We start from the raw sequence: 25,526 nt of genomic DNA on the forward strand, positions 1-25,526 counted from the left end.
ATTGAGCAAAGGAGGGTTTCAAATGGGAGAATCATTTATCGACCAATATATTATCAATCAATCATACTGGCTTGAAGATGGCGTGCCGGATGCTGAAAAACTGACTGACAATCACGAGACAGACATTCTGATCGCAGGTGCTGGGATTGCAGGGATCACAGCCGGTCTGTTGTTGGCAAAAGAAGGGTTTAAAGTAACCATTGCCGATGCAAACCGGATCTGTCAGGGAACAACCGGTTACACCACAGCAAAAGTAACAGCGCAGCACGGTATGGTATATGATCAGTTTCTTTCGCAACATGGTAAAGAAAAAGCAAAACTTTATTACGACGCAAATGCAGAAGCAATGAACTGGATGAAACAGCAGATCAGTGAACATGAGATTGACTGCGATTTTAGTATTCAGGAGGCAGGGGTCTATACCATTGATCAGCCTGAACAGCTTGAAAGGGAGTGGAAAGCTTATCAGGCGCTGGGAATTGACGGGGAATTCACCGATGAAATGCCTTATGACATCGGGGCAGCAGCAGTTCTAAAAATGTCGAATCAGTTTCAATTTCATCCCGTTAAATATTTAAAAGCAATTTTAAGTGAATTCCTAAAGCTTGGCGGTAAAGTTTATGAAAAAACAAAGCTGCTTGAAGCTGATGAACACAGTGATGGTGTAGAAGCAAAGACTGAAGACGGGTATACGATCAAAGCAAAAAAACTGATTGCAGCCACTCATTTTCCTTTCGTGGATTTTAAAGGGCTGTATTTCTCAAGACTTAAGCCAGAACGTTCTTATACATCAGCTGCGGTCGTTAATGAATCGTTTGCTGAAGGGATGTATATCAGTGCTGAAAACCCAACGAAATCAATTAGGACAACACCATATAAGAATGGCAAGAAGCTGTTAATCATCGGTGGGGAGGGTCATAAGACAGGTCAAAATGATATTGAAGGCAGCAGATACCAGCGACTTGAATCATTTGCTAAAGCTAAATTCGGTGTAACGGACTTTAAATATAGATGGTCTTCTCAAGATTTATATACAGTCAGCGGCATTCCCTATGCAGGCCTCGTAACAGGTCACCACGATCACATTTATATTGCGACCGGTTTCAGGAAGTGGGGCATGTCAGGCGGAACTGCAGCTGCACATATCATTAAAGACTTAATTACCCATAAACATAATCGTTTTCAGGAATTGTTTAATCCGTCTAGTCATGATGTTTCCTCATCTATCGGTACATTTGTCAGTGAGAATGCCAATGTAGGAGCAGAACTTGTAAAAGGGAAGCTGAAAAGTCCAGACAAAACGGAGGAAAATATCCTGAGAGGGGAAGGTGGCATCATTAAAGATAACAGCGGCAAAACCGGTGCCTATCGTGACGAGGAAGGCAAGCTCCACAAGGTGGATATTACATGCACCCATATGGGGTGTGAATGTGCGTGGAACCAGGATGAACGCTCGTGGGACTGTCCATGTCACGGATCAAGATTTTCATTTGATGGCGCTGTCCTGGAAGGTCCTGCAGTGACGCCTTTGAAGAAGAAATAAAAAGCTATAATAATCGCTGACCTGTTCTGTGGGGACTGCGCTTTACTGCCCCCGGGCGGTGAGCCTCCTCAGGCTTCGCCTTGCGGACCCGTCCCTTCCTGGGGCGGGAGTCTCCGTCCCCACTCCACAAGTCAGCTTAGTGTTGTTTCATTATATTACAGTAGTAAGAAATGTAAATTTAGTGTAGCGGACTATAAGGCGCAGACTCCGGGACGATAAGTTGGAAGCTGAGACCCTGCAGGCTCAGCGCCGTTCCTGGGGAAAGTGTCCGCCTGAAGCGCAGCGAAACGATTATCAACCTTATTTGCTTTTTAGATTAATCTTCACCAAACGCTTCGGGCAGCATTTTAAACCCGTCAACCTCTGCATCTTCCTCAATTTCAATCATGATACATCTCTTTCCTTTATAATTGACCTGCCGCACATATTGAAGGTCCTGCGGGCTAATTGAAATATTTGCGATCATCGTCTGGATCTTAATCGACTTCGTTTTGTACTTCGGCACAATGCTGCCGGCTTTTAATTCATACCCTTCATTATCCGTGATCAGCTGAAAGGCTTCTTTTATTTTATCCTCTTCAACTTTTTCGCCACTGTTCGTCAGCACGCGTTCAACGTCTTTGTAGTCCAGCTTTGGCGGTTCATCTTCTTCATTCTCTTCAATTGTTGTATTAATTTCACTGTATACTTTTGCGAGAGTGGAAGGAGAGAGGCGGTCGCCCACTACACTTTTAATCACTTCTTCAAATACTGCCTTATCTTCCTGGGCAGTCATGATCTCTTCGCCATTCAGCACTTCCTCGATGAAATAAAAATCAGGTTCATTCGCTTTTGGTGCTGCATATAAGACATGATTCACATCAGAAGCATGATTTGTAATGCATGGGAATAGAAAACCCGTCATTGGATTTTTCAGGTCAATAACCGGATCAACTTCAACCTTATATTTAAATTCTTTTTCAATGTAATCGAATTGGATTTCTTTTTTCGGCTCTTCGGTTTTATTAATCGTACAAAGTGTAAACGGGTGGGAGTAAACAGTATCACGGCTGCTTTCCTCTGATTCTTCACTTCTTTTTTTTGTCGGCTTCATATATTCACCGCGGATAAATGTAATCACGATATCCTTTTCAAAAGGGTTCTGAATTATTTTCTCCGTCATTTGAAGCATCTGTTCCTGCCAGTCTTCACCTTCGCCAAGCAATCCTTTATGTAAAATCAGCTGACTGCTGTTTTCAGCATCGCGTTTGAATTTCAGTTCAAACAGTTTTTCATTTATCTGGCCGGTCAGGACCTTTTTAAAATTGTTCATAAACAATTCCTGCTGATCACTGTCGAGCATTTCAAAAGGCTGTCTCTGATAATGATAAATATCTGTTGATTCTTTCATAATATAAACATTGAATATATCTGAGATTCTGAGAAGGTCATTATCCAATTTTAACTGTTTACGAATATTTGCTACATCTTTCTTATCCATTTTGTTCACTCCTAAGGGTGATATTTCACGCTACATCATAATACCATAAGCAGCCGTTGTATATATGAACATGACTTTATCAAAGTGGGCTGGTGATTTCCGCTCCAGAGGGACGCTTTCCGCGGTCGGGCGGTGAGCCAGCAGGCTTCGCCATGCTTTGTCTCACCTGTCCCTTCCTGCCGCAGGAGTCGCCCCCTGCAGCGAGAATCACCAGCTGTGAAAAAACGATTAATGGACCCTAAAAAGCGATAGTATAACAAAAGCCCCTGAAATGCTGTTACACATTTCAGGGGCTTCATTTTTGTTAATTCCAGTCGTTCGGAATTAACGAGAGTAGAATTCTACGATTAGCGCTTCGTTGATATCAGCAGCTAGCTCGTTACGCTCTGGGAAGCGTGTGAATGTACCTTCAAGCTTGTCAGCATCGAAAGAAACATACTCAGGAGTGAAGCTGTTAAGCTCAATTGCTTCCTGAACGATGTTCAGCTTCTGTGATTTTTCACGAAGGCTGATTGATTGTCCTGGCTTTACGCTGTATGACGGGATGTCAACGCGTGAACCATCAACAAGAATGTGACCGTGGTTTACAAGCTGACGCGCCTGACGACGAGTACGAGCAAGACCAAGACGGTATACAAGGTTGTCAAGGCGAGTTTCAAGAAGAATCATGAAGTTATCACCGTGACGTCCAGGTAGTTTGCCTGCTTTGTCGAATAGGTTACGGAACTGACGCTCAGTTACTCCGTAAGTGTGACGAAGCTTCTGCTTCTCCTGAAGCTGAAGACCATATTCTGATAGTTTTTTACGCTGAGTAGGACCGTGTGGACCTGGAGCGTAAGGACGCTTTTCTAATTCTTTACCTGTGCCGCTTAGTGAAACACCAAGACGACGAGACAGTTTCCAAGATGGACCTGTATAACGAGCCATAATTTGACTCCTCCTTGTGTTTTTATTTTGTTGTAAAATAAAAACCATGTGATAAACCATCAATCCCCATTTTGTTATCTTGCACCATCGCCCTGCAGCAGGGGTTACACGATGCACCTATTTACAAATAGGAACAAAATGAGCAATTCATGTGTTCACAAAAGGCTGCATTATTTTACACAAAGAACATCATACAATTTATATAGCGGTCTGTCAACACCCCATTGAAATAATCTATTTGATCAACTTCTGTTTTTAAGACAATCTTTGCATAAATGATCAGAGCAATAAGGCTTTCCGGTGGCGCAGAATAATTAGGCGTTTTATGCAGAAAAGTCTGTTATGAAAAGGTGCCTGAAAGTGTAGTAAATAAAAGCCGTTATGCTATAATTAATATTTGTAAATATCTGAAAAATATATAATGATCGAGTTATATTTAAACACTTACTTTGTTAAAGGTTTTTTGATTTTAAATAGCTGGAGCGGAAATCAACAGCCAACTTTAACAGAGCTAATACATAAGAGATGAAGGTGAAAAAATGGATGCGCTAAAACCGTTTATGGACCGATTTAAAGCTGGTGTGTTTGATATCCTCACCCAATCTATGTCAGGAGAAAGCTCAATCAGACTATGGTACAGTAAGCTCTCAGCCCTTTTGAAGGAAGATTTTCAAGTGGAAGAAATCTTCTATTTATATAAAAAGGGTGAATGGCTGTTTGAATACCGGGAGCCTTTTGAATATCATGAACCATTTGGTCATGGCATTATAAAGGCAATTGACCAGAAACCTTATTACGTACTCGAACAACATGAAGCGGTGCTCAAGCGGGGTGATGTGTTAATTCCCTGTTATGAAAAAGATGAATTGATGGGTTTTATCGCGATCAGACCATTACCTGAAGCGGACTGGGCAAAAGACCCTGTGTTGTTAATGGTTTTAGCATGTGATACATCTGTCCTCTATCAAAATGTCAGAAGAATGCTGCTCACTGCAACTGAGCGGAAACGATATCATGAACTGTTTGAAGTAACAAAAGCATTTAATTCCCATATGAATGTATCTCAAGTGCTTGCGAAAATCATTCACTCACTAAAAAATACTTTCTCACAATACACCTTTACGCTTCTTCTCTCAGATGAACAGGGTGTTGAAAAAGGACTGCCGATTGAATATTTGGATTACCAATCAGAAAATGAAGCGCTCCTTCATGCATTCGTATCTTCTGAAATAACAATTGAAGAGCAGGGGAATCATTCTATTATGTATTCACCCATGAAAGGGAAACAGGGCGTATACGGACTGTTAAAAACCGAGGGTGCGAAAAATAAATCCCTGAAAAAGCATGAAATCGAATTTATTAAAGTCCTGTCAACAACGGCCGGTCATGCACTTGAAAATGCAAAGCTGTACGAGCAGTCCAACCAGCTGATTGATGACCTGAAGCTGATCAATGACCTTTCCCATAAGTTAAATGCAAATCTGGACATGATTGAAATGATGAACTACCTGGCCGTGCAGATTAAAAAAGCACTACAGCCTGATAAGACAGGTTTTATTTGGGTAGATGGGGATGAATGGAGGACGGTAGAGGGCAGTTCACCTTTTTTTAACACCAACCAGGGGCGTAGATATATAGAAAATGTCAAAAAGCAGCTGCTTGAAGGATCAGACGGGGTCTATATATCGGATTATAATCTTGATGCCGGTTACCGTTCATTAATTGCTGTGCCAATGATTCATCATCATCAACTAAAAGGTTTTTGTATCGTGCTGCATCGTGATTCGTATGCATTTACATTTGAAAAGTACAAGCTCTTCAAATCGATTGTTCATCATTCTGCACTTTCACTGGTCAATGCCATGCTCCGTGTGGAAATGCAGGAAATGATCAACCGGGATCATATGACAAAGCTATATGCGAGACATTATCTTGATCAATTTGTAGAAAGATCAATGGAAAAAGATGAACGTGGTGTTTTTGTATTAATTGATATTGATAATTTCAAAAATATCAATGACACGTATGGTCATCAAATAGGTGACCGGGTTATTATCCAGCTCGCAAAACACCTGCAGTCCTTTAAAATGGAAGGTAGCGTCAGTGCCAGGTGGGGTGGCGAAGAATTAGCTCTTTACTTCAGCAATATGTCGCTGCATGACGGAGTGGAATTGACAGAAAAACTGAGAAAGTCTGTAGAGGAAGTGACGGATCCGAAAGTAACCATTTCATGTGGGGTATCAAACTGGAACCGGAAAAAGCCTGACCTGATGATTAACCTTGTAAGAAGAGCAGATGTCGCACTTTACCAGGCGAAGAATAGTGGGAAAAACAAGGTCGTCTGCTTAAAAGGGGACGCAGATAAAATCATGCATTCATAAAGAGGGGCTGCCGGTATGCAGTCCTTTTTAAATTTGATCAACCCATTGAAATATTGACAGAATCGCGTAAAATAGGTAATGAAAGCGATTACAAAATAAGGGGAGCTTGCGATGTCAAAAGAGAGAAAAAGATTTGAAACTGAGGTCATTCATAGTGGTTATGATTCAAAAAAATATGAAGGTTCACTTACACCACCACTCTTTCAAACGTCAACTTATACGTTCAATCATGCTGCTGAAGGGGAAAGACGTTTTGCGGGTGATGAAGAGGGATATATTTACTCAAGACTTGGAAATCCAACAGTTAAAGTACTTGAAGACCGTATGACAACAATTGAAGGAGGAGAAGCTGCTTTAGCATTCGGATCTGGTATGGCTGCAGTTTCAGCGGTGCTGTTCCACCTGCTAAAGTCCGGAGATCATGTTGTCTGTTCAAAAGGGGTCTACGGCTGCACATTTGGTTTGCTTGAAATGATGCAGGAAAAATTTTCAATTACACATGAATTCGCAGATTTATCTTCAGAGGAAGCAGTCAGACAATCAATTTTACCAGGTACAGCGTGTATATACGTCGAAACACCAATCAATCCTACAATGGAAATCATTGATCTGGAACTGGTGTGCCGTGTGGCAAATGAAAAAGGGATTCCTGTTGTAGTTGATAACACATTCAGTTCTCCATATCTGCAAAACCCGCTAAAAACCGGAGCGGATTTTGTGCTGCACAGTGCAACAAAGTATATCGGCGGACATGGTGATGTCATCGGTGGCCTATTAGTTGCAAATTCAGCTGAAGCAATTGCTGAAATCAGGATGACGACACAAAAAGATATTGGTGGCATTATGTCTCCGTTTGACGCGTGGTTATTGCTGCGCGGATTGAAGACGCTTGCTGTCAGGCTTGACCGTCACTGTGATAATGCAGAAAAGATTGCCCATTACCTGAAGCAGCACCCATTTGTCAGAAATATTTATTTCCCAGGAGATAAAGATCATCCATCTCACACAATCGCTGCGAAGCAGATGAACAGATGGGGCGGACTGATTTCATTCGACATTAATGGAACAAAGGAAATGGCTCAGGCATTTATGGATGAATTAAAACTGATTAAAATTGCTGTGAGCCTGGGAGATGCTGAAACGCTGATCCAGCATCCTGCAACGATGACCCATTCAGTTGTACCTCAAGAAACCAGAGAGGAAATGGGGATCAGTGATACTTTACTCAGATTGTCTGTTGGACTGGAATCCTGGGAGGATATTAAAGAGGATCTCGATCAGGCATTTTCTAAAATTGAAGAAAGTGCAGCAGTGAAACAGGAAAGTTAATCAGTAAGGAGCCTGAGACATTGTCTCAGGCTCCTTCATCGTTTCTCTAAAAGGTTCAATTAAATATACTCACTCAAAATCTCAGCAAATGTTTCAAGTCCTTTTTGATCTTCTTCATCAAAGCGGTTTTTGATCGGGCTGTCGATATCAAGTACGCCGATGACTTCGCCGTTTTTGACAAGGGGCACCACGATTTCTGATTGTGAAGCTGCGTCGCATGCGATGTGACCCGGGAATGCATGTACGTCTTCTACACGCAGGGTTTTGTTTTCTCCTGCAGCAGTTCCACATACGCCTTTTCCAAGTGGGATTCTGACACATGCCGGAAGCCCCTGGAATGGTCCAAGAACAAGTTCGCCATTTTCTATCAGATAAAATCCTACCCAGTTGGTTGTATCAAGAAATTGATTCAGTAATGCTGAAGCATTACTTAGATTAGCGATCTGGTTCGGTTCACCTTCAAGTAGTGCACGGAGTTGTTTGTGCAGCATATTATATTGTTTTTCCTTACTGCCTTTATACGTTTCGACATTAAACATCATATCACCCGCTTAATTGATTTGATTTTATCCTTTAACGTGCATAATTTGAAGAACGCTTTTTAAAGGAAGGATGCCTAAGCACCCCGAAATGAAAGAGTAGAATAATAAAGGTATAACACAGCACAGGACTTGAAGCAATCATTTGAAAGGGTGGGATGTAATGAAGGGGCAGCGCGAGACAAAATCTGAAGTGATGACAACAGCAGTGGATCTGTTTTTTACTAAGGGTTTTCACGGCACCAGTATAAGAGATATATCTGCATCAGCAGGGGTAAATGTTGGGACAGTATCATACTACTTTGCAGGAAAAAGAGGATTGCTGGAAGAATGTCTGATTGCCTTTTTTGAACCTTACCTGAATGTGCTTGAGAAATCGTTAAAAGAAGAAAAGCGTCAGAATAGTGCGGTCATGAGCGCTGCCTGTGAAGTCATTAGATTCCAGCAGCAGCACCACCGTTTCGCCCGTTTTGCATGGCGTGAAATCACGCTTGATCATCAGTTGATCAGAGAAATGACTGCCTGTTATCTGAGAAAGGAGCAGTACCTCTGGAAGATGCTCATGGCTGAAGATATTGAAAAAGGGTACAGCTTCAAACTGTCCCCTTCGTTTTTTCTGATTCAGTTAAGTTCAATGATCACAACGCCATTTCTGCAAAGTCAGACTGTCAGGGAACTCTGGCATATCAATACAGCAGATCCCTATTTCACAAGACAGTATATTGAAACAGTCGAAACGTGGTTTAACAGCGTAACCTCCTGTTATGGTTTGAGTGCGATCAGCTGATCAGCGCCCTGCATGAGTCCTGCTGCTGAATGTGCATCAGAACCATATACAAGGGGAATGCCCATCTGGTGGGCAGCTGATGCGATTGCAGGTGAGGGATATGTCTCCTGACAATAAGGTTTCACTGTACCCGCACCGTTGTAATCAAGTTCTAAATTCTGTGCTTTTACCGTGTTTAAAAGCTTTTCGATTTCAGCTTCATGATGAGAAAGTGGCGGATAAAGGCGCTGAAACTTTTTAGCAAGCGTGATATGCCCAATCCGCTTCGGCTTATAAGGGCCAAGGTCAGAGAGGACGGATTTGATGACCGTATTGTAATAAAGAGTGTGCACAGCATCTGTAGATCCTGTTAATGCAATTAATTCTTTAAAAGCTTCAGGACTGTAATCAAGGCAGACATATTGATCAGCAGCCTTTAAGAAATGCACAGACAATATGGCATCATCAAGTGCCGGACCGTACTGGTTCAAAAAGTCATGGGTCTGATTTTCAAATCCTTCTATATAATCAACTTCAAGACCTGTATAAATTTTCAGGTCTTTTTGATATTCTTTTTTAATCATTTCAACGTCTTTCAGGTAATGTTCAAGATCTGCAGGTCTCATTCCGCTGTCCTGCTCAGGAACTGTGTCAAAAAAGCCTTTAGGCAGAGGAGCGTGTTCAGTAAAAGTAATTTCATTAAGCCCTGATTCAATCGCTTTTTCAACATATAATGCAAAAGAATCCTTAGAACCATGGGGGCAATAAGGAGTATGAATGTGTCCATCTCTTTTGATCAAGATGATCAGTCCTTTCTTGTACGAAAAAAGTCGTGTCAAAAAATCAATAAAAAACAAGAAATCTCACTTGTTACATGGTATCATAAAGTCAATACATTTTTCACATTGACATAGACACGGGCTGCTTGAACAGGAGGCATTAGATGGAGTACATAGTTGGATCCGTCATTTTAATCATCATATTAATCATAACTGCTTTCGTATTACGAAAAAAGCAGTACAAAGAAGTAGATAAACTTGAAGAACAGAAACTTGATATTCAACATAGACCTGTTCTTGAAGAAATGACAAAAGTAAAACAGTTAAATATGAATGGACAGACTGAAGAGCTCTTTGAGAAGTGGAGAGATTCCTGGACAGATATAGTAGATAAACAACTAGCAGAAGTCGATAGTATGCTTTTTGATGCTGAAGAATACATAGATAAATTCCGCTTTGGGAAATCACGTAAAGTACGTGAAGAGATTGCCCAGGAGCTGAATAAAGCAGAAGAGCATATGAATGAAATCCTGACTGAATTAGAAGAGTTAATGGGCAGTGATGAGAAGAATCGACAGGAAATCGGGCTTGTAGAAGCAGACTATAAGGAAGCTGCTTCTCTTATCAGAAATAGACGCGGTCAGTTTGGTAAAACAGCTGAGCCTCTTGATAGAAAGATTCAGGCATTAGAACCAAAGCTGGATGAATATCACAACCTCACAACTGAAGGTAACTATCTCCAAGCCAGAGAAATCGTTCTTTATCTGACTGCAGAGATGAATGAGATCAGTATGATGATAGAGGCCGCACCGGAACTCGCAAATGATCTGACAGATGAACTGCCAAAAGAACTCAGTGAATTAAAAGAAGCATGCAAAGAAATGGATGAGCACTATCCGATTCATCATCTGAATCTGGAAGAAGGCTGTCTGGCGCTTGAAAATGAATTGAAAGAAGCAGAAAAGCATCTCATCAGGCTCGAACTGACAGAAGCAGAAGAGCTCAGGGTTCAAATCAGTCAGAAAATCGATCAGGCATTTGTTGCACTTGAAGCAGAAGTAAATGCGCGAACGGAGCTTCCTGCAAAGATTGAGCAGGTGAAACTGCTTCTAGCAGCATCTGAAAACAGAAATAAAGAGTTGATCCGTGAAATGGATTATGTCCGCCAGGGTTATCAGCTTGATCAGCAGGAACTGGATCTGCCGAAAGAAAAAGAAACGCAGCTCGATAAGCTTTCTGAAACATTCCAGCAGCAGAATAAACAATTTGAAAAGCAGATGGAGCCATTTACATCAGTCTTAAAAGAGATTGAAGGAATTGAAAGCCAGCTGACCCTGATAGATGAAGAGCATAAAAAATATACTGCTGAACTTGAACAACTGAGAAGTGATGAATTAACAGCACGTGAACAGCAGGAATATCAGGTGAAAGCAATAAGAGATCAGGAAAAGACAGTAGACAGTGCAAACCTTCCTAAAATTCCTGAATTCTGGTTTTTAGAACGCAAGGATATTATCAGACAGATTGAAGCGCTTGATACTTACCTTGCTGAACGACCAATGAATATGAAAGCGATCAATCAGCATACGCTGACAACCGAAAAAATGATCGAAACTTTTACCGAAAATACTGAAGAAATGATACAGGCTGCTGCACAGGCTGAAAAAGTCATTCAATACGGAAACAGATACAGAAGCCGTCATGAAACAGTTTTTATCGGTCTGAATGAAGCAGAGCTGATGTTCAGAAATGGTGATTATCAAAGTGCACTTGAACAGGCAGCGGAATCAATTGAAAAAATTGAACCCGGTGCGCTCAGAAAAATCGATTCACTTTAAAATAGATGACATAAAAAAGCAGTACTTTCTCATGAATTGAGAAGTACTGCTTTTTCTATACTGAGATTATCCATTTGTGTATTTAGCCTGAGCTGATGCGCTTCCTGAAGCAGGAATCAGCATGCCGATAAAGCCTCCTGCTATGGCAGGTAAAATCCAACCGAGGCTTTGATCCATGAGAGGAAGGAATGAAAATACTGAAGCCAAAGCCGTAAAACCTCCTGCAGCAAGTCCGTCACTGACACCAAGGATAAATGTTGGAATGATCGCCCCCACATACACAGAACGTTTTCCTTTTATTGTGTTATCAAGAAATGACATGATGATTAAAACGATCGTCATCGGATAGATCATCACAAGAACCGGAACAGATACAGCAATCAGCTGAGCCAGCCCGATATTTGCAACCATCATGCTGAATAAAGAAAAAATCACCACGAATTTATTGTAGGACACTTTTGGAAAGGTTCTTGAAAAGTATGATGAAGTTGCTGAGACCAGTCCGATTGAAGTGGTCAGACAGGCAGCTCCAATTGCAATTCCAAGAATGATTGCGCCTGATGGACCATAAAGATAATTGGCTGCAGCTGATAGCAGCGCACCACCATTATCCTGTGTTCCGATTGCGTTCAGGCTTGTAGCGCCAAGGTAGCTGAGTGAAATATAAACAGCTGCCAGACCGGACGCAGCAATCAGACCTGCAAATGTAGCGGCTTTTACTACCTGTTTGCGATTCGTCACACCTTTATTCTGAATGGCTGAAATGATCACAATTGCAAACACAAGCGCCGCAATCGCATCAAGTGTTAAATAACCTTCCAGGAAACCGGTTATAAATGCAGAATCATCATAACCGCCTGTTGCCTGACCCGGTTCACCCATTGGATTGATAAATGCTCCGCCTACTAAAACCGCTAATATTACAACAAGCCCAGGTGTCAGCAGCTTACCAATCCGGTCTACAAGCTTCGCCGGATTTAAAGATAACCAGGCTGTCACCGCAAAAAATAGTATTGAAAATAAAAGTAACGTCCAGCCTCCAGCCGATTCCTGCGTCAGAAATGGCAGAACGCCGATTTCATAGGAAACAGTGGCGGTTCTTGGGATGCCAAAGAACGGACCAATTGCCAGGTACAGAATGATTGTAAAGATTATTCCGAAAATTGGGTGTACACGACTTGCAAGATCCAAAGGACTGCCGCCTGACTTTGCAATCGCAATTACACCTAATAAAGGAAGTCCCACACCTGTCAGAAGAAAGCCTGCAATAGCGACCCAGCTGCTATCACCAGCCTGCTGCCCGAGCAAAGGGGGAAAGATCATATTTCCTGCGCCAAGAAAAAGCGCAAAAAGCATAAGACCAACCGTGAAAACGCTACCAAATGTTATTTTATTGCTATTCATAATACCCTCCACCGATGTTCTAAGTTTTACCGCAACATCATATCATAGAAAAGTTGAAATTTGTCGAAAATAGCAAAAGTCTAAATAAAGAGAAAATTGTGTATATTAGACGTTTGATTTTCAACAAATAACATTATACTTTGAGTTATGTTAGGATTAATTAGGTTTAATATGAAAAGTAAAATTTAATTTAAGAACCGCTGATCCTTTCCGTGGGGGACTGCGCTTTCCTGCCCCCGGCCGGTGAGCTTCCTCAGGCTTCGCCTTGCGGGATCTCACCTGTCCTTTTCCGTGGCGGGAGTCTCCGTCCCCCACGGAAAGGATCAGCTGAGAGAGTATGACAATACACTTTCTTAACGCTACAAACATATGCGGACCGTTATTAAATCTGGTTTTGAAGATATAAAATGAAAGAGTGATCTACATGATTTATCTGGACAATAGTGCAACAACAAAACCACATCCTGATGTAGTTTCTTCCTATATAAAGGTAAGCGAGCAGTTTTATGGTAACCCCTCATCGATTCATGCATTTGGTGAAAAAGCTTCATCACTTTTCCAAAAAGCGAAGCAGCAGTGCGGTGAGCTATCCGGACTTCCTGACAGCAGCGTCATCTTTACCTCAGGTGGGACTGAATCAAACAATCTGGCGATAAAAGGGTCTGCTTATGCTTTACAGGGTAAAGGAAAGCATCTGATTACCACTGTAATTGAGCATCCATCTGTTCTTGAAGTCTTTAAAGAGCTGGAAAAAGAAGGATTTGAAGTCACTTATTTACCTGTAAACAAAGCTGGTGTGATTTCTATCAATGATCTGAAAGCCGCGCTGAGAATAGATACAATACTGGTATCTATTATGTATGTGAATAACGAAATCGGCAGTATTCAGCCAATCAGTGATGCTGGAAAAATCATTAGAGAGTATTCAAATGCCCGCTTTCATTCAGATGCTGTACAGGCATACGGGAAGCTTGCAACAGACTTTAAAAATGTAGATCTCATGACATTATCAGCCCATAAGTTTAACGGGTTAAAAGGGTCTGGATTACTGGCAGTCAGAAAAGGACTGACGCTCAATCCTGAAATGACAGGCGGTGGGCAGCAGGAAGGTCTCAGAAGTGGTACTGTCAACACTGCAGGAGCAGTCGCACTGGCAAAAGCAATGCGACTTGCTTCTGAAGATCAAGAGCAGGCTTATCCGACACTTCGAACCTGTCAGCAAATGCTCCGGGCTTTTTTCGAAAACAGACCGGAAGTAAAGTCGGTCTCTTCAGATCATGCGGCTCCTCATATTTTATCTGTTACAGTGCCAAAGCTCACAGGTGAAGTAATCGTGCACGCATTAAGCCATAAAGATGTGTATATCACAACATCAAGTGCATGTTCTTCAAAAACGAATAAAAAAAGCCATGTGCTGACTGCATGCGGGTTCAGTGACCGTGATATCAGGGGAGCCGTTAGAATCAGTCTCGGAGCAGATCAGCGTATAGAAGAGATCGAAGAATTTATCAGGATCTGGCAGGAAGTCATTCCGCCATTACTGAAAGGAGTATAAGCAATATGCAAATAGATAGAATTTTAATCCGCTACGGCGAGATTTCCACTAAAGGAAGAAACCGCAATAAATTCATTAAGCGTCTTCAGCAAAATATTACTGATGCATGCGCAGATCTCAGCTCATTTCATATTGAATCAGGCAGAGACAGAATGCATCTTGAGCTGAATCGCCCGGAAGAAGCTGCCCAGGTGATGGACAGACTTAAATTGATTTTTGGCATTCAGTCATTCAGTCCGGTTGTGAAATCTGACAGAGATCTGGATGAAGTGAAGCATCACGCAGCTGAACTGGTCCAGTCAGTGGCAACAGAAGGTACACTGTTCAAAGTCAAAGCGAGAAGAGCTGATAAAAATTATCCGCTCGATACGAATAAACTGAACTATGAAATTGGTTCTCATGTATTAAGACAGGTGCCGGGGTTGAAAGTAGAAATGAGAAACCCTGAAGTTGAACTGACTGTTGAAGTGAGAAGTGAAGCGGTTTATCTGTCAGCCCAGACGATTCAGGGTGCAGGCGGCATGCCGATCGGTTCAGGTAACAAAGCAGTGTTGATGCTCTCAGGCGGTCTCGACAGCCCGGTTGCCGGTTATCAGATGATGAAAAGAGGCGTGGAATTAGAAGCGGTTCACTTTTTCAGCCCGCCATTTACCAGTGAAAAATCGAAAGAAAAGGTCAAACAGCTTGCTTCTGAGCTTGCGGGATTTTCTGGATCGGTTAAGCTTCATATTGTACCTTTTACAAAAATACAGCAGACGATTCACCAGCAGGTACCTGAAAATTATACGATGACTTCAACGAGAAGGATGATGTTGCGTATAGCGGACGAACTGAAAAAGAAAACAGGTGCTAAAGCGATTGTTACAGGTGAAAGCCTGGGTCAGGTGGCAAGTCAGACGTTAGAAAGTATGGAAGCAATTAATGCAGTGACCAATACGCCAGTACTGCGGCCACTGATTGCATCAGATAAAACGGATATTATTGAGATTGCAAAAGAAATCGGCACATATGAAACGTCTATCCTGCCTTATGAAGATTGCTGCACCATCTTTACACCGGCAGCTCCGAAAACGAGACCTAAAACAGAAAAAGTTGCTTTTTATGAAAGCTTTATTGATTTTGAAGAAATGATTCTCGAGTCAGTGGAAACAACTGAAACGATCACGCTGAAGCCGGGATACAGTACGGAAGATACCATAGAAACGGATTTATTTTAAGGATTAGCTTCTGAATTTAATGGATCTGATTTGTTAGGAACATTTACCATTAATAAGCCTTGTGTTATTGCACATTCTATAGTCACAAGGAGGTGATAGCACATGGCAAACAGAAGCTCAAATCAGCTTGTTGTTCCAGGTGTAGAACAAGCTCTTGATCAGATGAAATACGAAATTGCTACTGAATTCGGCGTACAGCTTGGAGCTGACTCTACATCACGCGCAAACGGTTCAGTAGGAGGAGAAATCACTAAGCGTCTAGTTCAGATGGCTGAACAACAGCTTAGCGGATACCAGAAATAATTTTTAACAAACAAGACAGCAGGTGCTAAATGTAGCGCCTGCTGTTTTTGCGTTCAACGCCTTAAACTTATCACTTCATCTTTCGAAATATTTTATGTACACTGAGAATAAATGTGTCGAAAGAAGAGGGGGTCTGATTTATGCTGCAGCTATTTAAAAATGGAACGATTTATACAATGGAAGAAGAAGGAACAACAGTTGAAGCTGTTTTAACTAGTAACGGGAAGATCAAAGCGATTGGATCTGAAGATGAATGTTTAGCATCAGCCGGCAATGAAGGGGTAACAACGGTTGACCTGAAAGGTAAAACGATGTTTCCCGGTTTTGTCGATAGTCATTTACATATTGTCGGAGTGGGGGAAACACTGCTCAGGCTGGATTTATCTGAAATGAAATCAAAGCAGGAAGTCATTGATGCCGTTGCAAAGAAAGCAGCTGAATTACCTAAAGGTGAGTGGATTCAGGGAGACGGCTGGAATGAGAATCAGTGGCCGGATGCATCAGTCCCGACCGCTGAAGAGCTGGATGCTGTGGCACCGGATCATCCTGTTATTTTAAAAAGAATTTGTAGACATGCAGTAGTTGTAAATTCTTTTGCGCTGTTTCTCGCAAGAATTGATGAGCAGACACCCGATCCGGAAGGCGGGGTCATTGAAAAAACTGCAGGCAAACTGACCGGACAGCTTAAAGATACTGCTCAGGACCTGATGATTCCGGCACTCCCTCCGATTGAGGATGAATATATTCAGAAGTCTTTAAAAACTGCGCTTGAACATGCATGGTCACTTGGATTAACCGGTGGACACACTGAAGATTTAAGCTATTATGGAGATTTTACAAGAACTTATCGTGCGTTCCAAAAGGTAATTGAAGAAGACGGTCGTCCTTTCCGCGCACATCTGCTCGTACATCATCATGTTATTGAGGATTGGCACAGGCAGGGCCATTCATTTTTATCAGGGTCACGCTACGTTGAATTCGGAGCAATGAAAATATTTGCTGATGGCGCACTGGGCGGCCGGACAGCCTTGCTTAAAAATGGTTATGCTGACGCACCTGGTGAAAAGGGCGTTGCGATCCACTCTCCGGAAAAATTAAAGCAGCTCGTATGGAAAGCAAGACAATATGATATGGCGGTCGCCGTGCATACCATTGGTGATCAGGCATTTGAATATATGCTTGATGCAATTGAAGCTTTTCCATCAAATGGTGAGCGGGACAGATTAATTCACGCTCAGATTCTTGATGAAGAGCTGATTAAGCGTGCTGAAAAACTGCCGATCGTACTGGATATTCAGCCAAGGTTTGTCCCATCTGATTTCCCGTGGGTGCAGGATCGGATCGGCAAAGACAGAATGAAGTGGAATTATGCCTGGAAGACACTGATGCAAAGAGGAATTGCATGTGCAGGTGGATCGGATGCACCAATTGAACCGGTTGATCCGCTGCTTGGTATTCATGCAGCTGTGACGAGAACAAAGCCTGATGATCCGGAAAAAACCGTGTACGGGGAAAGTGAAAAACTGAGTATGTACGAAGGGATTTCATTATTCACCACGTGCAGTGCGTATGCATGTCATCATGAACAGGACCGGGGCGTCATCAAACCTGGATTTGCAGCTGACTTTACTGTGCTTGAAGCAGATCCATTTAAAAAAGATCCTGATGAACTGCTTACAATGAAAGTCGAACGAACCATTGTCGACGGAAAAACAGTTTATACACGAAGCGAAAAATTTTAATAATCAGCTGATGATTTCTGTCTTTTGTAGAAATCATCAGCATTTCTATGGAAAAGAACGGGGCGGTAAAATGGAGAACGAAGAAAGACTGGGTATTATTTATACTGCCCTTGCATATACACTTTGGGGGTTGCTCCCGCTTTACTGGAAGTTTGTTCAGCATGTGCCGGCAGATGAGATTTTAGCGAACCGGATTTTCTGGTCGTTCTGGTTTATGCTTGTACTGCTGATTGCAATGCGTCAATTCAGTCATTTTAAAAAAGAGGCACTTTCACTCTTTAAAAGACCTAAATTATTCGCTGCACTGATCGCTGCTTCTGTGCTGATCAGTATTAACTGGTTTGTCTACATATGGGCGGTTAATTCTGAGCAGATGGTTGAAGCAAGTCTCGGGTATTATATTAATCCGCTGGTTTCAGTACTGCTCGGAGTTTTCGTACTGAAGGAAGTATTATCTAAAGCGCAAATTTTATCATTTATATTAGCACTGATTGGCGTGCTGATTTTAACGATTTCATATGGAAACTTTCCCTGGATTGCGTTTGCGCTGGCTTTTTCGTTCGGATTTTATGGACTGGTGAAGAAGATGCTCCGCGTGAATGCAGCAATTGGACTGACGCTTGAGACGCTGACGATTATGCCAATCGCACTGATTTACCTTGGATACCTGCAGGGGACAGACAGTCTGGCGCTGTTTCATGTATCACTGACAACAGATATATTGTTAGTAGGAGCAGGTGCTGCTACAGCTATCCCGCTTCTTTTATTTGCAAATGGTGCTCAGCGGATCCCGCTTTTTATGGTCGGCTTTTTACAATATATTGCACCGACACTTACACTGATTCTGGGTGTATTTTTATATGGTGAACCGTTCAGTGTGATTGATCTGATCTCATTTATCTTTATATGGCTTGGTCTTACTGTTTTTACATATTCAAGAATGAGAATGGCGAGGCAGGTCAAGCTAAAATGAAAAAAGCTGCGGGATATCCGCAGCTTCTCTTTTAAAGAAATGTTCTTTTTACTTTTTCCCAGAAGGAGTTGTCCTTTAATTTTACCGTTTTAACAATGTTTTCGCTAAGTGCCAGATCTACATGCTGAACGTGGCTGATCCCGAGTGCTTCATTATCAAGCCCCATAACCGGATAGTCGTTGCCGTCCTGTGTAACAGTCAGGCGAAGCTTTCGCTGACCGCTCAGGATAAATGAAGAACCGAGCGTACGGAAACGGTTGCTGTTCACTGAAGCTAGCTCACTTACCTGCATACATGGCAGCATCGGATCAACTACCGCACCGCCAACTGATTTGTTATAGGCAGAGCTGCCGGTTGGCGTTGAAATGATCATCCCATCGCCGCGGAATGTCTCAAAGTGAAGATCATCAATATGTACATCCATTACAAACGTTTTGATAATACCTGAACGGATGCTGAATTCATTCAGACAAAGGAAGCTTGTCTCATCATCAACAGTGACTTCGATTGTCGGATATTTTCTTACTTCAATCTGATCCTGCGTCATTGCGTCAATCATGGAAGATACATCATCTACATGGAAGTCACAGTAGAGGCTCTTTCTTCCTGAATCTGATACGCCTGCATACAGACAGTCCTGTCTGAATCCGGTTTTTCTGACAGCCTGAAGAAATGCACCGTCACCACCCAGACTTACAATGATGTTTGCTTTTTTATAATCCTGAACGACATTGAACTGATAACGCTCTGCAAGCTCTTCAAGCATGCGTAAATGTTCTTTCGCCTGTTCAGTTTTACGTGCATAAAAATAAATATTTCTTCTTTCAGTCATATGAATCCCTCCAGGTCTTACACGAAAATTTTGAAAATAGATCATAATAAAAGATTGATTAAAGTGTATCATGAAATGAAACATATCTGAAAGTAGAACGTATAGACAAGAGAGATATTATGAGGAGGTTTTAAAAATGAATGCTAAAAGGTGGATTGCAATCGGCATAGCTGGTGTTTTATTTATCGTATCAGCCGGTATTAACTTTGCAACTGCAGCGCTATCAACTAATTTTGAAGACATGTTTGCATCTTTTGAAACAACATCGGGTCTGTCAGAAGAAGTCATTGAAACAGGCAGTACGACAGACAGAATTGCTGTGATAGACCTGAATGGTACGATTCAGGACACTGGTGAAACAGGTGGATTACTTGGGGCTGCCGGGTATAACCACTCTCACTTTATGGAGCAGTTGAATCAGGTAAAAGACGATGGAACAATTAAAGGGGTCGTGCTGAGTGTGAATACACCAGGAGGCGGCGTGGTTGAGAGCGCCCAGATCCATGATAAAATTCTTGAAATTCAGGAAGCTGGAAAGACCGTCTATGTATCAATGGGTGCACAGGCGACTTCAGGCGGATATTACGTGGCGGCACCTGCTGATAAAATCTATGCAAGCAGAGAAACAATGACAGGTTCGCTTGGTGTCATTCTTCAGAGTATTAACTTTGGAGAACTTGCTGATAATTACGGCGTTGAATTTGTCACAGTCACTTCCGGAGAGTTCAAAGATATGCTGAACCCTGCAGAAGAAGTGCGTGAAGAAGATCTTGAAATTGTACGCAGTATCCTGAATGACTCTTATGATGGATTTGTTGACGTCATTGCAAATGGCCGTGACCTTCCTGAAGACCGCGTCAGAGAAATTGCGGACGGACGTATTTATAATGGCGTTCAGGCAATGGAACTCGACCTGATTGATGAGTTTGGTTATGAGGAAGATGTGATCAGTGCAATCAAAACAGATCTTGATCTTGAAAATGCATCTGTTATTCACTATGGAATGCCAAATGACTTAAGCTCACTGCTGTCACTGCAGGTTCAAAAAACATTTGGCGGTCTTGAAGGCCAGATTCTTTCAGAAGTCATGAGCCACACAGGCGGACCTCGCCCAATGTACTTATACGCTGATTAAAAGGAGGAAGCTGTATGGATACAAATGAAACAAATACGATTGAAAAACCGGCTTTCCTGCCTCATTACGGTGGTTTCTGGATCAGGGCTTGTGCGTTTTTACTTGATCTGTTAGTGATTTCTGCACTGAATGGCCTCTTGATCTACCCGGTGTTCAGACTGACCGGACTTGAAATGGGTAGCGGGATGTTCAGCGGTGTGAATATTGCAACAGCGATCGTCTTTTTTGCTTACTTTGTACTGATGACAAAGTTTTTCGGACAGACGCTCGGGAAAATGATATTCGGATTAAAGGTTTTATCAAAAAATGGTGAACGTCCTGGATGGATCGCAGTACTGATCAGAGAGCTTGCAGGCCGTTATATTTACACATCAATCACATTCTTTGGACTGCCGTTTCTCGCAATCCTGTATGTGGTGGCTGCTTTTACGCCGAAAAAGCAGGCAATTCATGACCTGTTTGCTGACACAACCGTTATCCATGAACGGACTGTTGTCAGAACAGAACCTGTAAAAGTATAAATAAATACGAAAAGGGCAGTTTATCATAGAGGTGGATTCTATGATTAAACTGCTCTTTTTATTATGTTTGCCACTGCTGTTTTTTTTAAAATGTAAATGCTTGATTGAGATGGAGTGGAAAGGTAAAAATATTCATTTGTTGATCGTCGTGAAAATAGCCGGAATCAGGATTAAGCGATTCACGATCCCGGTTGAGCTGGCTACGGAGCCTGAATATAAAGTAAACCATAAACCAAAGAAATTAACAAAAAGTGATTTTAAAAAAATACAATCACAGCTTGTTCAAATAAGAGAAAAAGTAGTCAGGTTAAATCAATGGCTGAAAGGAACCTTAAAAGGGTTTTCAATCGAGTCATTACATTTAACAGCCGGAGTTGGAACGGACCGGCCTGACCTGAGTGCATGGCTGAATGGAGGAATCAGTATTGCACAGGCATTTGTCGTACAGCTGTTATCAAAATATATCAGATTAACAGCTCCACCTAAGCTTATGATCAGACCGGTGTTCACACAGTCACCATTTACTGTTGTATGTCACTGTATAATTTCAGTCACGATTGCACACCTTATAAAAGCAGGTATCATGCTTCTTGTCAGAAGAATGACCAACGATCATAAAAGAGTGGGGAGTGGCTTTATTGGAACATCCAATTGAAGGTGTAATGACGACAGCAATGGAACAATTAAAGGAAATGGTAGATGTCAATACAATCATCGGGGATCCGGTGGAAACGGCTGATGGCAGTACGATTATGACAGTGTCCCGCGTACGTTTTGGCTACGCGGCTGGAGGCAGTGATTATCAGACTGCATATGAAGCTGCACATGAACTTCCATTTGGCGGCGGTAGCGGTGGTGGTGTCTCCATCACGCCTGTTGCGTTTTTAATTGTAGGGAAAGATGGAATCCGACTTCATCATATGAATGAAGGTGCTCATCTGCTTGAGAAATTAATGGATATGGCACCGGATGCAGTCAGCAGAATTTCAGATGTATTTCGTCAGGAAGAAACATATTAGTTGATTGCCCCTTCCGCCTTTCAGTATGATGATTAGGAATACATATACTGAAGGAGGATTTATATGGCTTCTATTACGTTCAAAAATAACCCGGTTACATTACTTGGGGATGAAGTGAAAGTTGGAGATCAGGCACCTGAATTCACAGTGCTTGCAAATGACCTTTCACCATTTCATCTGAAAGACTCTGCTGAAAAAGTAAAAATTATCAGCGTTGTTCCATCACTTGATACAGGCGTATGTGATGCACAGACCCGTAAGTTTAATGAGGAAGCATCAAACCTAGATAACACGGAAGTGCTGACCATCTCAGTTGACCTTCCATTTGCTCAGAAACGCTGGTGTGGTGACAGTGGTCTTGAACACGTGATCACACTATCTGATCATCGTGACCTGTCATTCGGGAAGGCATTCGGAGTGGCGATTGAAGAACTGCGTCTGCTTGCACGTGCAGTGTTTGTGATCGATACAAATGACAAAGTAACGTATGTTGAATATGTACAAGAAGCAACGAATCACCCTGATTATGATGCAGCAATTGAAGCTGCGAAAAAAGCAGAGTAAAAAGTGAGAAAGCCGTCATGGCTTTCTTTTTTTTATATACATGTTAAAATGAAGCGTCAAAAGTTAAACAGGAGGCACGACAATATGAGCATATCACCTGTAGAATCCATTTTTACATTACTGAATGAAACAGCTGAAGAGATTCAGCGGGCATATTCTCTATCATATTTAGAAGCACTGGCAGAATCAGGGGAGCACTGGTTTACAGGCACAGTGGAAGAAACTGATCCTGCACTGAAAAGAAAGCTTGAAGACCGTTATGCATCACTTCAGCTTGAATCTTTCTCACAGGATGACAGAAGAAAAGCATTTCAGCTTGCCGTTCTGAAAGGAATGAAAGAGCACACGCAGCCTAATCATCAGATGACACCTGATTCGATCGCGATGGTCATTGGATACCTGCTCGAGAAGTTCACATATGATCAGGAAAAGATTACCCTGCTTGACCCTGCACTCGGTACAGGAAACCTGATTCTTTCAATTATGAATCAACTGAATGGAAAAGTGGAAGTATCTCACGGTGTTGAAATTGATGAAGTGCTGATCAGACTTGCATACACAGGCGCAAATCTTTCAGAGCAGCCAATCCACCTTTATACGCAGGATTCGCTTGAACCTTTATTTATTGATCCGGCAGACGCTGTCGTAAGTGATCTGCCTGTCGGATATTATCCAAATGACGAGAGGGCGGCAGACTATAAGCTGCAGGCAAAAGAAGGCCATTCATATGCCCACCATTTATTCATTGAGCAGTCACTAAAGCATGTAAAAGAGAGCGGCTATCTGTTTTTCCTTGTGCCGAATGGATTATTTGAGTCTCCGCTATCAGGACAGCTGCATGAATTTCTAAAAGACGAGGCGCATATTCAGGGTCTTATCAAACTGCCGCAGTCGCTATTTAAAAACGAACAATCTGCAAAAAGCATCCTGATCCTTCAAAAGCAGGGCGAAAATGCAAAACCTCCAAAGCAGGTACTCCTCGCAGAAATGCCAAAGTTATCAAATGGTCCTGCAGTGCAGAACATGATGACAAAAATTCAGCAGTGGATGAAAGAAAACAAGTAAGTTTAGATTTAAAAACAAATAACGTTTTAACAGTAATTAAGTGTAGCGGAGCGTAGGGCGGCGACTCCGGGACGATTAGAGGGAAGCTGAGACCCCGCAAGGCGAAGCCTGAGGAGGCTCAGCGACCTCCGTCCGGAAAGCGTCCGCCCGAAGTGAAGCGAAACGGTTAATAGGATGAGACATGATCTGTCTCATCCTATTTTCATGAAATTGTATTCTGAAAATAAACACTTTTACATGAAAACGTTGCCACTGCAAGCTTTCCCTTGAAGACAATTAGAGAGAGTGATTAAATGAACATGGATAGTAAATTGTTTAACAGGGTATAAAGGTAATACTTATGTTTTTCATATAAAGGAGCGAATAAATTTATGACTAAAGTCATTGCAATTAACGCAGGAAGCTCTTCATTGAAGTTTCAGCTTTTCGAAATGCCGGAAGAGGAAGTCATCACAAAAGGTTTAATCGAAAGAATTGGATTAGATAACAGTGTATTCACGATTTCTGTAAACGGAGAAAAGCAGAAGGAAGTAACTAATATTCCAAACCATGATGTTGCAGTTAAACTGCTTCTTGATAAACTGACATCAGCTGGCATTATCAATTCTCTAGATGAAATCAATGGTATAGGTCATCGTGTAATTCACGGCGGCGAAGTTTACACTGATTCAGTCGTCATTAAAAACGAGGATATTGCAAAATTTGAAGAACTGTCCGAACTTGCGCCTCTTCATTATCCTGCTAATATCACAGGAATCAAAGCATTTCAGAATATTTTGCCAAATATACCTGCTGTTGCAGTATTTGACACAGCGTTCCATCAGACAATGCCTGAAAGTTCATTCTTATACAGTCTTCCATATGATTACTACAAAGACTTCGGAATCCGTAAGTACGGTTTCCACGGTACATCTCACAAATATGTATCTCAGCGTGCATCAGAAATGCTCGGCAGACCGCTTGAGCAGCTTCGTCTGATCTCATGCCACCTTGGTAACGGGGCAAGTATTGCGGCAATTGAAGGCGGTAACTCTATTGATACTTCAATGGGCTTCACACCGCTTGCTGGTGTAACGATGGGTACGCGAAGCGGTAACATTGACCCTGCGCTAATTCCATTCATTATGGAAAAAACAAATCTGACAGCTGAAGGCGTACTAAACGTATTAAATAAGCAGTCAGGTATGCTTGGTGTATCAGGTTTCTCAAGTGACCTGCGTGATATCGAAATCCAATCAGCAGAAGGTAACGAACGTGCACGTCTTGCGCTTGATGTATTCTCAAACCGTATCCATAAATATATCGGTTCATATGCAGCACGCATGAACGGTGTTGACGCCATTATTTTCACAGCAGGTATCGGTGAAAATAGTGATGTGATCCGTGCTGAAGTATTAAAAGGTCTTGAATTCATGGGCGTATACTGGGATCCTGCATTGAACAAAACACGCGGTGAGGAAGCATTTATCAACTATCCTCACTCACCTGTAAAAGTAATCGTCATACCGACAGATGAAGAAGTCATGATCGCACGTGACGTAACACGTTTAACTTAATTGTAAAGATATAAAGCACTGCTTACTCCTGGATCAGGATAAGCAGTGCTTTTTTAAT

At 42.0% G+C, this 25,526-nt stretch carries 23 protein-coding genes; 17 read left to right on the plus strand and 6 right to left on the minus strand.

The window, feature by feature from the left end:
* Nucleotides 1-22 precede the first annotated feature (22 nt).
* Nucleotides 23-1,543 (plus strand): FAD-dependent oxidoreductase, encoded by a 1,521-nt coding sequence (locus ACH6CZ_RS00380; RefSeq protein WP_374095464.1) that lies wholly within the window; start codon nt 23-25, stop codon nt 1,541-1,543.
* A 316-nt stretch (nt 1,544-1,859) separates the two neighbouring features.
* Here ACH6CZ_RS00380 and ACH6CZ_RS00385 read toward each other — a convergent pair whose 3' ends face one another.
* Nucleotides 1,860-3,023: a DUF4317 domain-containing protein gene (locus tag ACH6CZ_RS00385; protein WP_374095466.1), complete on the minus strand. Its 1,164-nt coding sequence runs from the start codon at nt 3,021-3,023 to the stop codon at nt 1,860-1,862.
* Nucleotides 3,024-3,347: 324 nt separating this feature from the next.
* Complete coding sequence (gene rpsD / locus ACH6CZ_RS00390; protein ID WP_041122919.1) at nt 3,348-3,950, minus strand: 30S ribosomal protein S4; 603 nt, start codon at nt 3,948-3,950, stop codon at nt 3,348-3,350.
* Nucleotides 3,951-4,489: 539 nt separating this feature from the next.
* On the opposite strand from rpsD, the gene ACH6CZ_RS00395 reads away from it, so the two are divergent.
* Both ACH6CZ_RS00395 and megL read left to right on the plus strand, forming a co-directional pair.
* Nucleotides 4,490-6,331, plus strand: coding sequence for a sensor domain-containing diguanylate cyclase (locus ACH6CZ_RS00395; RefSeq protein ID WP_374095468.1), 1,842 nt, complete (start codon nt 4,490-4,492; stop codon nt 6,329-6,331).
* A 111-nt stretch (nt 6,332-6,442) separates the two neighbouring features.
* Nucleotides 6,443-7,660 carry a methionine gamma-lyase gene (megL, locus tag ACH6CZ_RS00400; RefSeq protein WP_374095470.1) on the plus strand — a complete coding sequence of 406 codons (1,218 nt, stop codon included), beginning with the start codon at nt 6,443-6,445 and terminating at the stop codon, nt 7,658-7,660.
* Nucleotides 7,661-7,719: 59 nt separating this feature from the next.
* On the opposite strand, the gene ACH6CZ_RS00405 is transcribed toward megL, so the two are convergent.
* The gene (locus ACH6CZ_RS00405) at nt 7,720-8,199 is read right to left on the minus strand and encodes a GAF domain-containing protein (RefSeq protein WP_374095471.1); all 480 of its coding nucleotides are present in this window, start codon (nt 8,197-8,199) and stop codon (nt 7,720-7,722) included.
* 163 nt (nt 8,200-8,362) lie between these two features.
* Here ACH6CZ_RS00405 and refZ point away from each other — a divergent pair, with 163 nt between their 5' ends.
* A complete protein-coding gene (gene refZ / locus ACH6CZ_RS00410) occupies nt 8,363-8,986 on the plus strand; it encodes a forespore capture DNA-binding protein RefZ (protein WP_374095473.1) in 624 nt (207 codons plus the stop codon).
* On the opposite strand, the gene hisJ is transcribed toward refZ, so the two are convergent.
* Nucleotides 8,962-9,765 carry a histidinol-phosphatase HisJ gene (gene hisJ / locus ACH6CZ_RS00415; RefSeq protein ID WP_374095474.1) on the minus strand — a complete coding sequence of 268 codons (804 nt, stop codon included), beginning with the start codon at nt 9,763-9,765 and terminating at the stop codon, nt 8,962-8,964. The genes refZ and hisJ overlap by 25 nt on opposite strands.
* A 143-nt stretch (nt 9,766-9,908) precedes the next feature.
* Here hisJ and ACH6CZ_RS00420 point away from each other — a divergent pair, with 143 nt between their 5' ends.
* Nucleotides 9,909-11,582, plus strand: a complete 1,674-nt coding sequence (locus ACH6CZ_RS00420) for a septation ring formation regulator EzrA (RefSeq protein ID WP_374095475.1) — start codon at nt 9,909-9,911, stop codon at nt 11,580-11,582.
* 66 nt (nt 11,583-11,648) lie between these two features.
* Here the strand turns inward: ACH6CZ_RS00420 and brnQ are convergent, their stop codons facing one another.
* Entirely contained in the window at nt 11,649-12,986 is a 1,338-nt protein-coding gene (gene brnQ, locus ACH6CZ_RS00425; RefSeq protein WP_374095476.1) for a branched-chain amino acid transport system II carrier protein, read from the minus strand.
* A 424-nt stretch (nt 12,987-13,410) separates the two neighbouring features.
* Here brnQ and ACH6CZ_RS00430 point away from each other — a divergent pair, with 424 nt between their 5' ends.
* The 5 genes from ACH6CZ_RS00430 (at nt 13,411) to rarD (ending at nt 18,776) form a co-directional block, all read left to right on the plus strand.
* Nucleotides 13,411-14,541: a cysteine desulfurase family protein gene (locus ACH6CZ_RS00430; RefSeq protein ID WP_374095477.1), complete on the plus strand. Its 1,131-nt coding sequence runs from the start codon at nt 13,411-13,413 to the stop codon at nt 14,539-14,541.
* A gap of 5 nt (nt 14,542-14,546) precedes the next feature.
* Nucleotides 14,547-15,758, plus strand: a complete 1,212-nt coding sequence (gene thiI / locus ACH6CZ_RS00435; protein WP_374095478.1) for a tRNA uracil 4-sulfurtransferase ThiI — start codon at nt 14,547-14,549, stop codon at nt 15,756-15,758.
* Between the two features lie 102 nt (nt 15,759-15,860).
* Nucleotides 15,861-16,061 (plus strand): alpha/beta-type small acid-soluble spore protein, encoded by a 201-nt coding sequence (locus tag ACH6CZ_RS00440; RefSeq protein ID WP_041120899.1) that lies wholly within the window; start codon nt 15,861-15,863, stop codon nt 16,059-16,061.
* A 140-nt stretch (nt 16,062-16,201) separates the two neighbouring features.
* Complete coding sequence (locus ACH6CZ_RS00445) at nt 16,202-17,803, plus strand: amidohydrolase (RefSeq protein WP_374095479.1); 1,602 nt, start codon at nt 16,202-16,204, stop codon at nt 17,801-17,803.
* Between the two features lie 70 nt (nt 17,804-17,873).
* Nucleotides 17,874-18,776 (plus strand): EamA family transporter RarD, encoded by a 903-nt coding sequence (gene rarD / locus ACH6CZ_RS00450; protein ID WP_374095480.1) that lies wholly within the window; start codon nt 17,874-17,876, stop codon nt 18,774-18,776.
* A 31-nt stretch (nt 18,777-18,807) separates the two neighbouring features.
* On the opposite strand, the gene ACH6CZ_RS00455 is transcribed toward rarD, so the two are convergent.
* A complete protein-coding gene (locus ACH6CZ_RS00455) occupies nt 18,808-19,608 on the minus strand; it encodes an NAD kinase (protein WP_374095481.1) in 801 nt (266 codons plus the stop codon).
* Between the two features lie 136 nt (nt 19,609-19,744).
* Between ACH6CZ_RS00455 and sppA the strand changes: the two genes are divergently transcribed.
* From sppA to ACH6CZ_RS00490, 7 genes are all read left to right on the plus strand, one after another.
* The gene (gene sppA, locus ACH6CZ_RS00460; protein WP_374095482.1) at nt 19,745-20,743 is read left to right on the plus strand and encodes a signal peptide peptidase SppA; all 999 of its coding nucleotides are present in this window, start codon (nt 19,745-19,747) and stop codon (nt 20,741-20,743) included.
* A gap of 14 nt (nt 20,744-20,757) precedes the next feature.
* On the plus strand, nt 20,758-21,264 hold the full coding sequence (locus ACH6CZ_RS00465) for an RDD family protein (RefSeq protein WP_374095483.1): 507 nt from the start codon (nt 20,758-20,760) through the stop codon (nt 21,262-21,264).
* Between the two features lie 40 nt (nt 21,265-21,304).
* The gene (locus ACH6CZ_RS00470; protein WP_374095484.1) at nt 21,305-21,919 is read left to right on the plus strand and encodes a hypothetical protein; all 615 of its coding nucleotides are present in this window, start codon (nt 21,305-21,307) and stop codon (nt 21,917-21,919) included.
* 7 nt (nt 21,920-21,926) lie between these two features.
* A complete protein-coding gene (ytfJ, locus tag ACH6CZ_RS00475) occupies nt 21,927-22,283 on the plus strand; it encodes a GerW family sporulation protein (protein ID WP_374096482.1) in 357 nt (118 codons plus the stop codon).
* Nucleotides 22,284-22,346: 63 nt separating this feature from the next.
* Nucleotides 22,347-22,847 carry a thiol peroxidase gene (gene tpx, locus ACH6CZ_RS00480; RefSeq protein ID WP_374095485.1) on the plus strand — a complete coding sequence of 167 codons (501 nt, stop codon included), beginning with the start codon at nt 22,347-22,349 and terminating at the stop codon, nt 22,845-22,847.
* 84 nt (nt 22,848-22,931) lie between these two features.
* On the plus strand, nt 22,932-23,912 hold the full coding sequence (locus tag ACH6CZ_RS00485; RefSeq protein WP_374095486.1) for a class I SAM-dependent methyltransferase: 981 nt from the start codon (nt 22,932-22,934) through the stop codon (nt 23,910-23,912).
* Nucleotides 23,913-24,283: 371 nt separating this feature from the next.
* Nucleotides 24,284-25,468, plus strand: coding sequence for an acetate kinase (locus ACH6CZ_RS00490; RefSeq protein WP_374095487.1), 1,185 nt, complete (start codon nt 24,284-24,286; stop codon nt 25,466-25,468).
* Nucleotides 25,469-25,526: the final 58 nt, after the last annotated feature.

Origin of the sequence: Jeotgalibacillus sp. JSM ZJ347, assembly GCF_044383825.1 — a bacterium.
Lineage (GTDB): Bacteria > Bacillota > Bacilli > Bacillales > Jeotgalibacillaceae > Jeotgalibacillus.

What these genes read in the sequence shown, in the direction of transcription:
- sppA (WP_374095482.1), top strand. Translation starts at nt 19,745, where the DNA reads ATGAATGCTAAAAGGTGGATTGCAATCGGCATAGCTGGTGTTTTATTT.
- thiI (WP_374095478.1), top strand. Translation starts at nt 14,547, where the DNA reads ATGCAAATAGATAGAATTTTAATCCGCTACGGCGAGATTTCCACTAAA.
- megL (WP_374095470.1), top strand. Translation starts at nt 6,443, where the DNA reads ATGTCAAAAGAGAGAAAAAGATTTGAAACTGAGGTCATTCATAGTGGT.
- ACH6CZ_RS00395 (WP_374095468.1), top strand. Translation starts at nt 4,490, where the DNA reads ATGGATGCGCTAAAACCGTTTATGGACCGATTTAAAGCTGGTGTGTTT.
- ACH6CZ_RS00445 (WP_374095479.1), top strand. Translation starts at nt 16,202, where the DNA reads ATGCTGCAGCTATTTAAAAATGGAACGATTTATACAATGGAAGAAGAA.
- ytfJ (WP_374096482.1), top strand. Translation starts at nt 21,927, where the DNA reads ATGACGACAGCAATGGAACAATTAAAGGAAATGGTAGATGTCAATACA.
- rpsD (WP_041122919.1), bottom strand. Translation starts at nt 3,950, where the DNA reads ATGGCTCGTTATACAGGTCCATCTTGGAAACTGTCTCGTCGTCTTGGT.
- rarD (WP_374095480.1), top strand. Translation starts at nt 17,874, where the DNA reads ATGGAGAACGAAGAAAGACTGGGTATTATTTATACTGCCCTTGCATAT.
- ACH6CZ_RS00485 (WP_374095486.1), top strand. Translation starts at nt 22,932, where the DNA reads ATGAGCATATCACCTGTAGAATCCATTTTTACATTACTGAATGAAACA.
- ACH6CZ_RS00430 (WP_374095477.1), top strand. Translation starts at nt 13,411, where the DNA reads ATGATTTATCTGGACAATAGTGCAACAACAAAACCACATCCTGATGTA.
- ACH6CZ_RS00420 (WP_374095475.1), top strand. Translation starts at nt 9,909, where the DNA reads ATGGAGTACATAGTTGGATCCGTCATTTTAATCATCATATTAATCATA.
- ACH6CZ_RS00440 (WP_041120899.1), top strand. Translation starts at nt 15,861, where the DNA reads ATGGCAAACAGAAGCTCAAATCAGCTTGTTGTTCCAGGTGTAGAACAA.
- ACH6CZ_RS00405 (WP_374095471.1), bottom strand. Translation starts at nt 8,199, where the DNA reads ATGTTTAATGTCGAAACGTATAAAGGCAGTAAGGAAAAACAATATAAT.
- brnQ (WP_374095476.1), bottom strand. Translation starts at nt 12,986, where the DNA reads ATGAATAGCAATAAAATAACATTTGGTAGCGTTTTCACGGTTGGTCTT.
- tpx (WP_374095485.1), top strand. Translation starts at nt 22,347, where the DNA reads ATGGCTTCTATTACGTTCAAAAATAACCCGGTTACATTACTTGGGGAT.
- ACH6CZ_RS00385 (WP_374095466.1), bottom strand. Translation starts at nt 3,023, where the DNA reads ATGGATAAGAAAGATGTAGCAAATATTCGTAAACAGTTAAAATTGGAT.
- ACH6CZ_RS00465 (WP_374095483.1), top strand. Translation starts at nt 20,758, where the DNA reads ATGGATACAAATGAAACAAATACGATTGAAAAACCGGCTTTCCTGCCT.
- ACH6CZ_RS00490 (WP_374095487.1), top strand. Translation starts at nt 24,284, where the DNA reads ATGACTAAAGTCATTGCAATTAACGCAGGAAGCTCTTCATTGAAGTTT.
- ACH6CZ_RS00380 (WP_374095464.1), top strand. Translation starts at nt 23, where the DNA reads ATGGGAGAATCATTTATCGACCAATATATTATCAATCAATCATACTGG.
- ACH6CZ_RS00455 (WP_374095481.1), bottom strand. Translation starts at nt 19,608, where the DNA reads ATGACTGAAAGAAGAAATATTTATTTTTATGCACGTAAAACTGAACAG.
- ACH6CZ_RS00470 (WP_374095484.1), top strand. Translation starts at nt 21,305, where the DNA reads ATGATTAAACTGCTCTTTTTATTATGTTTGCCACTGCTGTTTTTTTTA.
- refZ (WP_374095473.1), top strand. Translation starts at nt 8,363, where the DNA reads ATGAAGGGGCAGCGCGAGACAAAATCTGAAGTGATGACAACAGCAGTG.